Origin of the sequence: Haloarcula rubra, assembly GCF_019599465.1 — an archaeon.
Lineage (GTDB): Archaea > Halobacteriota > Halobacteria > Halobacteriales > Haloarculaceae > Haloarcula > Haloarcula rubra.
Genome location: NZ_RKLR01000005.1, coordinates 241351 through 254161, shown reverse-complemented (window position 1 = coordinate 254161; position 12811 = coordinate 241351). Strand labels below are relative to the sequence as shown.

The 12811-nt window shown below is 66.9% G+C and carries 13 protein-coding genes, 2 tRNA genes, 1 rRNA gene and 1 other RNA gene; 12 read left to right on the top strand and 5 right to left on the bottom strand.

What is annotated here, in order from left to right; translation table 11 throughout:
- The 4 genes from rrf to EGH21_RS14625 all read left to right on the top strand — a co-directional run.
- A 5S ribosomal RNA gene (rrf, locus tag EGH21_RS14640) occupies positions 1-80 on the top strand; the annotation flags it as partial.
- 106 nt (positions 81-186) lie between these two features.
- Positions 187-444 (top strand): DUF5789 family protein, encoded by a 258-nt coding sequence (locus EGH21_RS14635; RefSeq protein WP_220619225.1) that lies wholly within the window; start codon positions 187-189, stop codon positions 442-444.
- 46 nt (positions 445-490) lie between these two features.
- Positions 491-566, top strand: a tRNA-Cys gene (locus EGH21_RS14630).
- A 197-nt stretch (positions 567-763) separates the two neighbouring features.
- Complete coding sequence (locus EGH21_RS14625; protein WP_220619224.1) at positions 764-1624, top strand: hypothetical protein; 861 nt, start codon at positions 764-766, stop codon at positions 1622-1624.
- 24 nt (positions 1625-1648) lie between these two features.
- On the opposite strand, the gene EGH21_RS14620 is transcribed toward EGH21_RS14625, so the two are convergent.
- The 4 genes from EGH21_RS14620 to EGH21_RS14605 form a co-directional block, all read right to left on the bottom strand.
- The gene (locus EGH21_RS14620; RefSeq protein ID WP_220619223.1) at positions 1649-1864 is read right to left on the bottom strand and encodes a DUF8123 family protein; all 216 of its coding nucleotides are present in this window, start codon (positions 1862-1864) and stop codon (positions 1649-1651) included.
- A gap of 335 nt (positions 1865-2199) precedes the next feature.
- Positions 2200-2273, bottom strand: a tRNA-Lys gene (locus EGH21_RS14615).
- Positions 2274-2307: 34 nt separating this feature from the next.
- Complete coding sequence (locus tag EGH21_RS14610; protein ID WP_220619222.1) at positions 2308-2973, bottom strand: DUF7119 family protein; 666 nt, start codon at positions 2971-2973, stop codon at positions 2308-2310.
- Positions 2974-3022: 49 nt separating this feature from the next.
- Entirely contained in the window at positions 3023-3187 is a 165-nt protein-coding gene (locus EGH21_RS14605; RefSeq protein ID WP_188996909.1) for a hypothetical protein, read from the bottom strand.
- A 252-nt stretch (positions 3188-3439) separates the two neighbouring features.
- Here EGH21_RS14605 and EGH21_RS14600 point away from each other — a divergent pair, with 252 nt between their 5' ends.
- The 6 genes from EGH21_RS14600 to EGH21_RS14575 all read left to right on the top strand — a co-directional run bounded on the left by EGH21_RS14600 (position 3440) and on the right by EGH21_RS14575 (position 8813).
- Entirely contained in the window at positions 3440-3781 is a 342-nt protein-coding gene (locus tag EGH21_RS14600) for a DUF8134 family protein (RefSeq protein ID WP_220619221.1), read from the top strand.
- Between the two features lie 93 nt (positions 3782-3874).
- Entirely contained in the window at positions 3875-5638 is a 1764-nt protein-coding gene (locus EGH21_RS14595) for a nitrite/sulfite reductase (RefSeq protein ID WP_220619220.1), read from the top strand.
- Positions 5639-5743: 105 nt separating this feature from the next.
- On the top strand, positions 5744-6682 hold the full coding sequence (locus tag EGH21_RS14590) for an AAA family ATPase (protein WP_220619219.1): 939 nt from the start codon (positions 5744-5746) through the stop codon (positions 6680-6682).
- A 45-nt stretch (positions 6683-6727) separates the two neighbouring features.
- An RNA gene (rnpB, locus tag EGH21_RS14585) (RNase P RNA component) lies at positions 6728-7120 on the top strand.
- 48 nt (positions 7121-7168) lie between these two features.
- Positions 7169-8161, top strand: coding sequence for a zinc metalloprotease (locus EGH21_RS14580; RefSeq protein ID WP_220619218.1), 993 nt, complete (start codon positions 7169-7171; stop codon positions 8159-8161).
- 40 nt (positions 8162-8201) lie between these two features.
- A complete protein-coding gene (locus tag EGH21_RS14575) occupies positions 8202-8813 on the top strand; it encodes a rubrerythrin family protein (protein ID WP_220619217.1) in 612 nt (203 codons plus the stop codon).
- A gap of 66 nt (positions 8814-8879) precedes the next feature.
- On the opposite strand, the gene EGH21_RS14570 is transcribed toward EGH21_RS14575, so the two are convergent.
- Positions 8880-9044 carry a hypothetical protein gene (locus EGH21_RS14570; RefSeq protein ID WP_220619216.1) on the bottom strand — a complete coding sequence of 55 codons (165 nt, stop codon included), beginning with the start codon at positions 9042-9044 and terminating at the stop codon, positions 8880-8882.
- Positions 9045-9108: 64 nt separating this feature from the next.
- Between EGH21_RS14570 and uvrB the strand changes: the two genes are divergently transcribed.
- Together uvrB and EGH21_RS14560 are read left to right on the top strand one after the other, a co-directional pair.
- Positions 9109-11175 (top strand): excinuclease ABC subunit UvrB, encoded by a 2067-nt coding sequence (gene uvrB / locus EGH21_RS14565; RefSeq protein WP_220619215.1) that lies wholly within the window; start codon positions 9109-9111, stop codon positions 11173-11175.
- Between the two features lie 94 nt (positions 11176-11269).
- A complete protein-coding gene (locus EGH21_RS14560) occupies positions 11270-12805 on the top strand; it encodes an ATP-binding protein (protein ID WP_220619214.1) in 1536 nt (511 codons plus the stop codon).
- Positions 12806-12811: the final 6 nt, after the last annotated feature.

Below are 12811 nucleotides of genomic sequence, written 5' to 3'. Positions count from 1 at the left end.
AACACGGAAGATAAGCCCGCCAGCGTTCCAGGGAGTACTGGAGTGCGCGAGCCTCTGGGAAAGCTGGTTCGCCGCCACCATTCATACCTTATTCATTTCGAGCCTCGCGGAGAGTCGTCTCTCCGCGGGGCTTTCTGTATTTCATAAGGTGTAGGTAACTATGCGACTCCCGAGAGAGCCGTCTGTATGACACACGAGGTCAAACTGAACGAACTGACCGAGTTGCTCGAGAGCGCGTCGTATCCTCTCTCGGCCGATGCGATGCGGTCGCAGTTCGACGACGTCACACTCGTCTACGCCGACGGCTCCGAACCACTCGCGGCAGTCCTCGACCGTATCGGGAGCGACCAGTTCGACTCCGCGGAGGACGCACAGACGTCCATCTTCAATGTGGTTCCGGTCGAAGGCGTCGGGGAACCGGGGCAGTCCGAAGGAGAAGGTTAGAGGAATTCGCTAGCCTTAAGCGACCGACTTCACTACGTCTATTCGCGCCAAGGTGGCAGAGTCCGGCCTAACGCAGCGGCCTGCAGAGCCGCCCATCGCCGGTTCAAATCCGGCCCTTGGCTTTTCAGACCGACGTCGGCAAACGACTGACAGAGTCGAGAGTGGACGACCAGTCTCGGACCCGTCCCGAGTCGGCGACTACTGCCGCTCGGCGTCGTCCGCGACCAGTGGGCGTGCGGTCGCGCGCCCCTACGCACGTGGTAACTCTCGTGGGGTCGAAAAGTAATCATTAAACCGCGCGCCGACCGACCGTCAGAACATGCAACGACGAGCCGCGGCGGCATACTTCGCGTTCTTCCTCGTCGTCAGTGTCGCAGCCTACACGTACATTGGCGTCGCGGAGAGCCAGCGGCCGGAGGTGGAGCTCGAAGCGAACGGCTTGAGCAACGACAGCACGTTCAGCGTCGACGGAACGACCTACACCGTCTCGAATATCCACATGTCCGGTGGTGGCGGCGGGCACGGTGGTGGCGGCGGGTCGATGGTCGCGGACCTCTCGTGGACCAACGAGTCGTGGCAGTACTCCGGGACCTTGGAGAACGGGTCGACGACGTCGATAAACAACCAGACTTGGCTGGTCACGACGGACAACGAGTCCAGCACGGTGACCTACACCGAGCAGTTGAACGCGACACAACTCGCCGCCGAGGACCCGGCGGTGGAGGACTCACTGGCGACGCAGAACGGGACGCAGTACGTCGTCTACGAGGACAACGGGACGCTCCGCCCGGTCAGCGAGTGGCTCCCGGAACCGGAGACTCGGACCTACCAGCAGTCCGAGACCATTCCCTACCAGAGCGACAGTGGTGTCCAGCAAACGACGCTGTCACAGGTGACAGCGAGCAGTGCGACCGTCACGTGGATCGCCCCACGTAACCGCACTGTCGAACTCACCGAAGGTGGCAACCTCACGCTGCAGGGCCAGCAGTACTTCGCACACTTCCCCGACCACAGCACGGTACAGGTCGTCAGCGTCGACGAGTACCAGACCTATCAGGAGCAACTCGGCCAACAGGACTACTTCCACGAGCGCAAGAACGGGCTCTGGGGCGTCTCGATTCTGTCCGGTATCGCGGCTGTCCTGATGCTGGGGATGGCGTACCTCCCGACTCGCGGCTGACTGCAAAAAACCGATTCTCGCGGATTATTCGCCGTCTGCCAGCGTGAGGTAGGCGAGTCCGGCCCCGACGATAGCCATCAACACCGCGCCGACGACCTGTAGCACTGCGCTCGCCATCGTCGCGTGTGTGGTCCACGGCGCACCGGCAATCGTCCCCAGTGCGGCGAGGACGAGGAACGTTCCGGCGGCGACGCCGAAGGGCTTGAGTGGGCTCCCGAAGCGCTCGGTGAGTGTGTTCATGTGCGACCGCTCGCCGGTGAGCGTGGTAAATCAATCGGTCTCTAAACAGGGCAGCACCGCGTCTCGCGTGTTGCCCACTGTGGAAACGGGCCGGGAGGGAGTTGAACCGGAGGGAGACGGTCGGCCTCGCTCCGCTCGGCCGCTGCGACTCTCAGGGTTCAACGCCCTCCTGTTGTTGTCACTGCTCACTATCGTTCGCAGGGCAACGGGCCGGGAGGGAGTTGAACCGGAGGGAGACATGCTCGTTCACGTTCGTTCGCTGCGCGTGACTCCCAGGGTTCAACTCCTTCCTGCCGGTTCACTCACTGACTCGCTGCGCTCGTCAGTTCGTTGCACGGGCCGGGAGGGAGTTGAACCCCCGACCATCTGGTTAAAAGCCAGACGCTCTGCCTGACTGAGCTACCGGCCCTCGATAGTCGGTGGGGGGAGTGGCGGTTAAGACCTTACGGTCCGTCGTCGAGCGTCGTCTCCAGCGCGTCGGTGACGACGGTACTCGGGTCGGTGGCGTCGAGGGCCGCACGCCGTCGGAGTTTACAGTAGGCGTCGACGTCGACGTCGACGGTGAGTCTGCCCAACCGGTACCCCTCGGTGGCTAACGCGTCCTCGATGCTCGCGCCGTCGTTGACGCTGCTCGCGACCGAGCGAATCTGTCGGACCGTCAGGTCGTGGTCGAGTGCGGCCCACGCCAACAGCAAGCGCGCCTCGCCGGCGACCCGGGCGATGTGTTTGGCCGCGGTCGGGGCGATTTCGCCCTTGGCGACGTGGATGCGAATCGAGCGGGGTAAGTCGTGGACGCGCGACCACTTCCGGATGAACGAGACGGTGGCCTCGCCGCCGGCCCGTTCGGCGGCGGCCTTGTAGGACCCTTCGCCGCGGACGAGCGCCGCACACGCCGCCGCGCCACGGAGCATGTAGACGTTGTCGTCGGCGCCAGCCGTGTTCTCGGAGAAGCGGCGAACCGTCTCTGCGGCGAGCTCGAGGCTCTCCGGGTCGTCGGGGTCGAATTCGACGGCCTCGTCGGCGTGCTGGCCGGTGAAGTTCGGGTCACCACGGATGACCGGCTTCCCGACCGGTGATTCGCGGTCGGTCGACGGGGCGTCCTCTGGCATCGTCACGTGATTGGCGGCCAGCGCACAAAAGTATCCCGTCCGGCGGGGGTTAGTCGTCCGAAGCGCTCTCGCGCTCTTCGCTCATGTGCTCCCAGATTTCGGTGCAGCCACACCCGTCCTCGACGTTGTCGAGGTGGTCGGTGGACGGTTCGTCGATTTCGGCGTCGGTTTCGTCGTGCGTCTGTTGTGCGTTCGTCATCGTTTCTGTTGGCACGGCGACGTGAGCCGCCGCGTGTCGGTATCCCTTCGTAACAGACCTACCATCATAAGGGCGCACTCTCCTGTAATTGTCACCCGCACTGCGGCTTACCGGCAACGCGTGCAGCTACCTTGTACGCCACCTGACAGAACACGAATCGTGATAACTCGGAACACGGGGCGCACGACGGGAGCCGGGTGGCCCCGGCCCCGGCGAAACTTGCGAGCGCCGACGCCCTCAGGTAGTCGGGGGACCTAATGACATGTAATGACGACCGACGTTCACCAGCTCGACGACGGGGCGTGGATATCCGTCAACGACTCCAGGGAAGTGAACGTCTCGGACCTGTGGTTGCTGGCGCGGAGCGACTTCTGTGAGTGTGAGACGACCGATTTCCTCGCCGAGGGGTTCGTCAAGGTCGGCGTCGACCACCCGAACATCGAGGCTCGCATCGCGGGCCAGTGTATCGCGTGTGGCGAGAGCGGGGTCACGGACTGGCTGATAGTCGGGCGCGTCGTAGACCCGGACGCAGGTGATTTCTACGGTGTCGTCCACGAGAGCGTGCATTTCCCGGAGAAGCGCACCCGTCTCGCCCGTCCGGGAGAGTAGGCAACATATTCCTGTTTCGGGGAGTGGGGGATACGGTTGACGGCAAAGCGTGTCGTATAAGGCTGGGTATCTAGTGGTCCTACACAATCAGCCATGCCGAGCAAAGTAGAGAAATGGAAAGACGAAGTCTACGGTAACGAGATTCGGGAGCATCTTCTGGAGTTCGCAGAGCAGGGTTGGGAGTCTATCCCCGAGGACGAACACGACGCGTGGTTCGAGCGCTTCAAGTGGTGGGGCCTGTACCACCAGCGTTCCGGGCAGGAGTCGTACTTCATGATGCGTATCGGGACGCCGAACGGCGTCATCAAGCCGGGTCAGCTAGAGGTCATCGGCGAAGTCGCGAAGGAGTACGCCACCGGCCCCGCCGACAACCCCGAGTTCGGCGACGCCTACTGTGACTGGACGACGCGCCAGTCCATCCAGCTCCACTGGATAAAACTGGAGGACATCCCGGAAATCTTCGAGAAGCTAGAGTCCGTCGGCCTCACGACCCAGCAGGCCTGCGGTGACTCCTGGCGGAACATCGTCGGCTGTCCGGTCGCCGGCAAGGACAAGCACGAGCACATCGACGCGTGGCCCGTCGCCGAGGAACTCCACGAGACGTTCAAGGGCAACGACGACTACGCGAACCTCCCCCGGAAGTGGAAAGTCGCCGTCACCGGCTGTGACGAGGGCTGTGGGCAGGGCGACATCAACGACCTCGCCTTCGAACCGGCCGAGAAGGACGGCGAACTCGGCTTCAACGTCCGCGTCGGCGGCGGGCTCTCCCGGAAGGAGGCCCGCCTCGCCCGCGACATCGACGTCTGGGTGCCCCCGGAGCAGGCGGCCGACGTCGCCGCCGGCATGTCCGCGCTGTTCAACGAGTACGGTGACCGCGACGACCGTTTCAACGCCCGCATCAAGTTCCTCATGGACGAGTGGGGTCCCGAGAAGATGCGACAGGTCCTGCAGGACGAGTTCGTCGACTTCGAACTGGAGACGGCGGGCGAGGACATGCGCGACCAGTACACCTACAACTCCGGCGGCAACGAGGGCCACGACGACCACGTCGGCGTCCACGAACAGGACGACGGCAACTACTACGTCGGCCTGAACGTCCTCGTCGGCCGGATGGGCGCCGACGACACGCTGGAACTCGCGGACATCGCCGAAGAGTACGGCTCCGGCGAGGTCCGACTGACCCAGCGCCAGAACGTCATCATCATGGACGTGCCCGAGGAGAACCTCGAGGACCTCAAGAACGAGCCCCTGCTGGAGGACTACTCGCCCGAGCCCTCGCCGTTCATGCGTGGCTCCATCGCCTGTACCGGCACGGAGTACTGTTCGCTGTCCATCGTCGAGACGAAGAACCGGCAGGTCCGCTACGCCCGCTGGCTCAAGGACAACGTCGAACTCCCGGCCGACCACGAGGACTTCCACATCCACCTCTCGGGCTGTACGGCCTCCTGTGCCCAGCCTCAGATCGCCGACGTCTCCCTGCGCGGGATGAAGACGCGCAAGGACGGCGAACCGGTCGAGGCGCTGGACATCGGTCTGGGCGGCGGCCTCGGCGAGGACCCGCGCTTCGCCGACTGGGTGGAGATGCGCGTCCCCGCCGACGAGGTGCCCGGCGCTATCGAGAACCTCGTGAACAACTTCAAGGACCGCCGCGAGGACGGCGAGACGTTCCGCGACTTCGTCGAGGCCCGCGACGAGGACACCCTCGCCGACCTCGTCGAACCGGAGGAGACGGACTACCACGACCCGTACATGCACAACACGAAGATGACGTGGTACCCCTACGCCGAGGACGACGACATGCAGTCCTCGCCCGCCCCGACGAACGGGGCAGGCGAACCGCTGCCCTCGGACGACTGAGCGCGCTCCTGCTCGGTATCCCGTCTTCTATCGCGCTCGCTAGCCGACGGCCACACCGTTCGTAACCGACGGTACGTATAAGCGAGTCCGTTCGCCCAACAGTGTATGGACGCCGCTGGGACAGCCACGCACGCGGAGTCGTTGGTCGATGCAGTGTCGACTGTCGTCCCCAGCGACAACGCGACGCTGGATACGTTACTGACCGGTCTCGTCGCCGATGCCCACGTTCTGGCGGCCGAGGACCGCCCTGACGGCATCGCGCGTACGGCACGAGGGGTCGCCGCGGCGCTGGACCTCGAGTACTCGCGGGTTCAGTTCGCCGCCGAGTTCGACCCGGCGGCTCTCACCGACGGACGGGTAGCGAACGGGAGCGACGATGTCACCGGCTTCGTCCCCGGCCCGATTTTCGCCAACGTGGTCGTCGTCGAGGGGTACGGTCGGGCCCCACCCGCCGCCCGGTCGGTCCTGCAGGACGCGATGGCGACGGGAGCGGTCACCCTCGACGGCGAGCGCCACGACCTGCCGGACCCGTTCTGTGTCGTCGCCACACCGGGGCGCTCCGAGAGCGCCCGCACCTCCGACGCGTGCCACGACCGGTTCGCGCTGTCGGGGCTGATAGCACACCCGGACCGGGCAGACGACCGCCCCCGCCGAGACGCCGCTTCGGTCCCCTCGTCACTCCAGCGGGTGTCGACGCTGGCGGCGATACGGCGACGGCGGGCACGTGCCGACGCGGTGGCCGTCGGGGACGACCACCGCCGCTTCGTCACCGACCTCGGCCGTGCGACCCACCGACACCCAGCGGTCGAATGTGGTGTCACGCCTGCCGGGATACGCCGACTGTTCGGCCTCTTGCGTGCGCGGGCGAGCGTCCACGGGCGCTCCGCAGTCACCACCGCGGACGTGCGGCGGGTCGCGCCGGCAGCGCTGGCACACCACCTCACGCTATCGCGGGCCCGCGCGGACGGGTGGAGCGCACGCGCGGTGGTCGAGAGCGTGCTCGACGGACTGGACGCGCCGACCGAGACCCGGCTGACGGCCTGACGGCGGGTGGTAAGTCTTATCGGCGGCAATCGTCTACGCACGACTGGCAGCGGGAGGCCGGCCCCCGTGCCGAGAGGCATGAGGAAAGTCCCCCCACCCGCCGGACAGGTGACCGGGCGCAAGCCCGGGGCGGGAGACCGTCGGCTATGGAACAGCAACGACACGTCGTCGTGGGACCGATGAGGTGTGCGAATCCCGAGCGACGGGTGGCGAGGCGGTGACACCGTCTCGCCCCTCGGAAGCGAGGGAGAGCTAACCCACCGAGGGCTATCGAGGGCCACCATCCGGTGCCCCTCGCCTACGACGGACCGATGGAACGGCGAATCCTCACCGGTGCAAGGCCGCGTCGACAGGTAGTCCGGTACCGCGCGCGAGCGCTGGACGCGGCCGCTGAGCCGAATGCCGGCCCGAACAGAAGGGGGCTTACTCCCCGCAGCCGTACTCTGGCCACAACTGACTACTGCCGAGAGGCCCGACTCCGGGACGATGGACCGACGACTGATCGCGCTGGTGCTGTGTCTCTTGCTCGGCGGCCTCGCCGGGTGTAGTGCCGCCTCCGAGGCGCTGGACTCGACGTCGGAACTCGTCGAGCGAGGCCACCCGCTCGCCAACGAGACGGTGACCGTCGTCGTCGACGGCACCGACCGCGAGCGAGCGCTCGCTGCGGACGGACTGGCCTACTGGGAGGCCAACGCCCCCGAGTACGCCGGGTTCGACGTGGCCTTCCGCGTCCTCGAACCGGGCGAGACGCCCGCCGACGGTCCGCCGGACGTCGAGATAACCTTCGTCGAGACGGTCACCGACTGCGGTGGGTCCGACTACTCCGCGGGGTGTGCGCCGCGACTCGACGCCTCCACGCGGGTCGACCGGCCGGCCGAGGTGTCGATAAAACGCGGCTTCGCCGACGAGTCGACGCGACTGGTCGTCGAACACGAGGTGGGCCACCTGCTGGGCCTGCGCCACGGCGACCCGCCGAGAGCGGTGATGCGCCACCGGAGCACGCTGGCGACCCTCCCGCGACCGAACGCCAGCGAGCGTCCCGTCCCGTGGAACGACACGACGCTGACCGTGGCGGTTCGGAACGAGAGTCTCTCGGTCGAGGAACGGACGGCCTACCGCGAGGAAGTGGCCTACGCGCTGGCGTACGTGAGCGAGGGAGCCGACGGCACCGTCCCGTCGAACGTCTCCGCCGAACTCGTCGCCGACCCCGACGCGGCCGACGTCGTCGTGACTCCCGTCGCGTCGAGTGACTGCCGGAGCGACGCCGGCTCATGTCTGCTCGTCGAGGGCACGGACCCGGACCGCGACGGCGCCATCGAGACGTACACGCGAGCGGAGATTCTGCTCGTCGACCTCGACAGCGAGGCGGCCAGTTGGCACGTCGCCCGGCAACTGCTCGGCGTCCTCGGCGACGACCGCCTGCCCGACCGTCTCACCGATGCCAGCTACCGGACGCGCCGCGGCGCGTGGCACGGGTAGGTCCGACGGTTTCAAGCCTGCGCCGGGCGGAGTCGCCCCTATGACCGCCGACGACCTCATCGAAGCCGTCCGCGACGACCAGCAGACAGAACTCTCCCGACTCGGCTCCTCGAAGACGCTGTACGCCGACACCCGCGGCGAGATGGACCCCGAGAACGTGCGCGCGGCCGCCGCCGCCCGTGAGCAGGCCGCCCACGACACGTTCTCGGCGTGGGCCGACGAGGGCGACGGCGCGGCCGGCGACCTGTTCGCCGACGCCGCCGAAGACGCCGCCGACCGACTGGACGACGTGGACGCCGACCCGGCCGACCGCGAGTTCGCGATGCACGACATACTCGACGACCTGACCGGCACCGTCGAGCGACTGGGCGGCCTCGTCGGCTGGACGCTCGTCGACCAGAAGACGAAGGGCCAACTCACCGGTTTCTTCACCGGACAGGCCGACCCGCAGACGGCGAGTACGTTCCGCAGCGCCGGCAACGAGGTCGAGGCCCTGCGCGAGGACGCCGCCGATCTGCTGGAGGAGACGTGTGCCGACGACGCCGACTGGGAGACCGCCGAAGGCGCCGCCGTCGACGTGGTCGCGGCGGCCTACGACGACTACTTCGAGACGCTCGAAGACCTCGGCGTCAACCCGAAGCCGGTCTGTTGAGACAGTCTGCGGGTCGCTCGTCGTCTCCGGCTTCCCGAATTCTGCGCCCGACGCCCTCGCTACTGCTCACGGGTCGCTCCGCTCCCCGTTCGCTTCGAGGGACTGAGTGAAGCGAGGTCCCTCGCTCTTGCTCCGCGGTTCGCAGTGCTCACCGCGTCGCTTCGAGGGCCGCGAACTCCGTTCGCGCCCCTCGCTACCGCTCCACGGCTCACTCCGTTCGCCGTTCCGCATCGAGGAGCCTCGCGCTGCTCGGCTCCTCGCTAGCCTCAAGTCTCTCCAACCCTACCCCCACACAATGAGCGACGCCGGAGGCCCCCTCTCGATAGACCGCCCCGACGCCGACAGCGAGTTCCGCGTCGACGCCCCGTTCGACCCCGCCGGCGACCAACCCGAGGCCATCGAGCAACTGGCCGAGGGCTACCGGCAGGGGATGGACAAGCAGACCCTGCTCGGCGTGACCGGGTCGGGGAAGACCAACACCGTCTCGTGGGTCGTCGAGGAGATACAGCAACCGACGCTCGTCATCGCCCACAACAAGACCCTCGCCGCCCAGCTGTACGAGGAGTTCCGGAACCTGTTCCCGGACAACGCCGTCGAGTACTTCGTCTCCTACTACGACTACTACCAACCCGAGGCCTACGTCGAGCAGACGGACACGTTCATCGACAAGGACGCCTCCATCAACGACGAGATAGACCGCCTGCGCCACTCCGCAACTCGGTCGCTGCTCACGCGAGACGACGTCATCGTCGTCGCGAGCGTCTCGGCCATCTACGGCCTCGGTGACCCGCGCAACTACATCGACATGTCCCTCTCGCTGGAGGTCGGCCAGGAGATAGAGCGCGACGAGTTGCTGGGCCGTCTGGTCGACCTGAACTACGAGCGCAACGACGTCGACTTCACGCAGGGCACCTTCCGCGTGCGCGGGGACACGCTCGAAATCTACCCGATGTACGGCCGCTACGCGCTGCGCGTGGAGTTCTGGGGCGACGAGATAGACCGGATGCTGAAGGTCGACCCCTTGAAGGGGGAAGTGGTCCGCGAGGAACCGGCCGCGCTCATCCACCCCGCGGAACACTACTCGATTCCCGAGCAACGCCTCGAACGCGCCATCGAGGAGATAGAGGAACTGCTCGAACAGCGCATCCGCTACTTCGACCGCAAGGGTGACGCCGTCGCCGCCCAGCGAATCGAGGAGCGGACCACGTTCGACTTAGAGATGATGCAGGAGACGGGCTACTGTTCGGGCATCGAGAACTACTCGGTCCACCTCTCGGACCGTGAGAGCGGCGAGGCCCCCTACACCCTGCTCGACTACTTCCCCGAGGACTTCCTCACGGTCATCGACGAGTCCCACCAGACGCTCCCGCAGATTCGCGGCCAGTTCGCCGGCGACAAGTCCCGCAAGGAGAGTCTGGTCGAGAACGGGTTCCGCCTCCCCACCGCGTTCGACAACCGCCCGCTCACGTTCGAGGAGTTCGAGGCGAAGACCGACCAGACGCTGTACGTCTCCGCGACGCCGGGCGACTACGAACGCGAGGAGAGCCAGCAGGTCGTCGAGCAGATCGTCCGACCCACGCACCTCGTCGACCCCGCCGTCGAGGTGGCCGACGCCACCGGACAGGTCGACGACCTGATGGACCGCATCGACGACCGTATCGAACGGGACGAACGCGTCCTCGTCACCACCCTCACCAAACGGATGGCCGAGGACCTCACGGAGTTCCTCGAAGAGGCCGGCGTCGACGTGGCCTACATGCACGACGAGACCGATACACTCGAACGCCACGAACTCATCCGCTCGCTCCGACTGGGCGAGATCGACGTTCTCGTCGGCATCAACCTCCTGCGTGAAGGACTGGACATCCCCGAAGTCTCGCTCGTGGCGATTCTGGATGCCGACCAGGAAGGCTTCCTCCGTTCGGAGACCACGCTGGTCCAGACGATGGGGCGGGCCGCGCGAAACGTCAACGGGGAAGTCGTCCTGTACGCCGACGAGCGCAGCGACGCCATGCAGTCGGCCATAGAGGAGACCCAGCGACGCCGTCGCATCCAGCAACAGTACAACGAGGAACACGGCTACGAACCGACGACCATCGAGAAGGCGGTCGGCGAGACGAACCTCCCCGGGAGCAAGACCGACACCAGCGACGTCTCCGGCGACGGGCCGGCAGACGAGGACGAGGCCGCCCGCCGCGTCGACCAACTCGAAGAACGCATGCAGGAGGCAGCGAACAATCTGGAGTTCGAACTCGCCGCGGACATCCGTGACCGCATCCGCGACCTGCGCGAGGAGTTCGACCTCGACGCGCCGGAGAGCGACGACGGCGGCGTGCCCGCACCCGGCACCGACGAGTTCTGACCACCGGCGCACAGTTTTGGGCAACACTTATCAATAGTCATACAACTACCTACGTGTAACCGAGTCGGTCGGTGACCGACCGTCGACGCTCACTATGGATGTCTCGTCTCTCTCCCGGCGGTTCGCTCCGAGCGGGCTGGTCGTCGCCGGCCTCGGCTTCTTCCTGACGCGGTTCACCGTCACGCTCGCGGCGTACGACGACCCACTCCGGTTCTTCGTCGGCGGTCTCGTCCCCCTAGCGCTGGGGCTCGGGCTCTCGGTGTTCGGCGTCTCGCTCGTGGTGGGCGACTTCGAGCGGTCGTTCGTCCGCACGGTAGCCACGTGGTGTGTCGCCGGCACCGGTGCGATGTTCGTCCTCGTGGTGTTGACGCTCGTCGCCAACGGCACGAACCTCGCGATGGACCCGGTCCGCTCACAGACCTACCTCGCGAACTTCCTCATCGGCGGCAGCGCCGGCGGTGCGCTCACGGGTGTCTACGCGGGGCACGCGGCCCGCCAGCGCCGCCAACTCGAACGCCAGACCGGGCGGCTGGAGATGGTGACGCGACTCCTCCGCGACGAGGTGCTCAACGCCGTGACCGTCATCCGCGGCCGCGCCGAGGTGTTACAGCGGACCCACGACACCGACTCCGCGGCCGCCATCGAGCGCCGGACCGACGACGTGGCGACCACCGTCGAGAACGTGAAACACATCACCCGCGACGGCGACACGCTCGGCGCGCTGGACGCGATTCCCGTGACCGACTGCGTGACGAGTGCCGTCGAGGCGGTCCGGGACCGCTATCCCGCGGCGAGTATCACCGTCGACACGTCGGCGGCCGACGGGGTCACCGTCTGGGCGAACCCACTACTGGAGGACGCCGTCGCCCACCTCGTCGAGAACGCCGTGGTCTACGACGACGCCGAGGCACCGGCCGTGGAGGTCCGAGTGACGGCCGACGAGGCCGGCGTCGCCATCGCCGTCGCCGACGAGGGGCCGGGACTGCCCGCCGACCAGCAGGCACTCGTCGAGAGCGGCGAGGTCGCGGTGTACGCGGAGCGCTCGACGGGGTTCGGACTGAACCTCGTGCGCCTGCTCGCGGGCAGTTACGGCGGGCGCGTCGACGCCTCTGTCGACGACACGGGGACGACTGTCACGCTGACGGTGCGCCGGGCCGACACGGACGGCGGTGCCGGGGCCGACGCCGGGAGTTCCTACGGCCTCTCACGGCGTGGTCTCGGACTCGTCGTCGGCGCGTCGCTACTGGCGGGGGCGGTCATGGGACTGCTGATGCAGTATCTCGGCGGCGCCGTCCCCATCATCGGCGCGCTGTACGGGACGACGGACCCCACGGTGGGCTGGATAACCCACGAGTTCCACAGCGTCGTCTTCGGGCTGACGTACGCGGGACTCGTCCAACTCGTCCCGTCGTCGGTCGACGACCGACTCCGATACTACGGGACGGCGTTCGGGTGGGCGGTGGCCCTGTGGCTGGTCGCGGCGGGGCTCGTCATGCCCCTGTGGCTCCGACTCGTCGGCATCCCCGCGCCGCTGCCGAACGTCGCCGCAACGACGCTCGGCAGTCACCTGCTGTGGGGTCTGACCCTCGCGGTGCTGTACCGTCACGGCCGGCGGTACCTGAACGAGTAATCACCC

Excerpts from the sequence above, each read along its gene's own strand:
- EGH21_RS14635 (WP_220619225.1), top strand. The coding sequence starts at position 187 with ATGACACACGAGGTCAAACTGAACGAACTGACCGAGTTGCTCGAGAGC.
- EGH21_RS14625 (WP_220619224.1), top strand. The coding sequence starts at position 764 with ATGCAACGACGAGCCGCGGCGGCATACTTCGCGTTCTTCCTCGTCGTC.
- EGH21_RS14620 (WP_220619223.1), bottom strand. The coding sequence starts at position 1,864 with ATGAACACACTCACCGAGCGCTTCGGGAGCCCACTCAAGCCCTTCGGC.
- EGH21_RS14610 (WP_220619222.1), bottom strand. The coding sequence starts at position 2,973 with ATGCCAGAGGACGCCCCGTCGACCGACCGCGAATCACCGGTCGGGAAG.
- EGH21_RS14600 (WP_220619221.1), top strand. The coding sequence starts at position 3,440 with ATGACGACCGACGTTCACCAGCTCGACGACGGGGCGTGGATATCCGTC.
- EGH21_RS14595 (WP_220619220.1), top strand. The coding sequence starts at position 3,875 with ATGCCGAGCAAAGTAGAGAAATGGAAAGACGAAGTCTACGGTAACGAG.
- EGH21_RS14590 (WP_220619219.1), top strand. The coding sequence starts at position 5,744 with ATGGACGCCGCTGGGACAGCCACGCACGCGGAGTCGTTGGTCGATGCA.
- EGH21_RS14580 (WP_220619218.1), top strand. The coding sequence starts at position 7,169 with ATGGACCGACGACTGATCGCGCTGGTGCTGTGTCTCTTGCTCGGCGGC.
- EGH21_RS14575 (WP_220619217.1), top strand. The coding sequence starts at position 8,202 with ATGACCGCCGACGACCTCATCGAAGCCGTCCGCGACGACCAGCAGACA.
- EGH21_RS14570 (WP_220619216.1), bottom strand. The coding sequence starts at position 9,044 with ATGCGGAACGGCGAACGGAGTGAGCCGTGGAGCGGTAGCGAGGGGCGC.
- uvrB (WP_220619215.1), top strand. The coding sequence starts at position 9,109 with ATGAGCGACGCCGGAGGCCCCCTCTCGATAGACCGCCCCGACGCCGAC.
- EGH21_RS14560 (WP_220619214.1), top strand. The coding sequence starts at position 11,270 with ATGGATGTCTCGTCTCTCTCCCGGCGGTTCGCTCCGAGCGGGCTGGTC.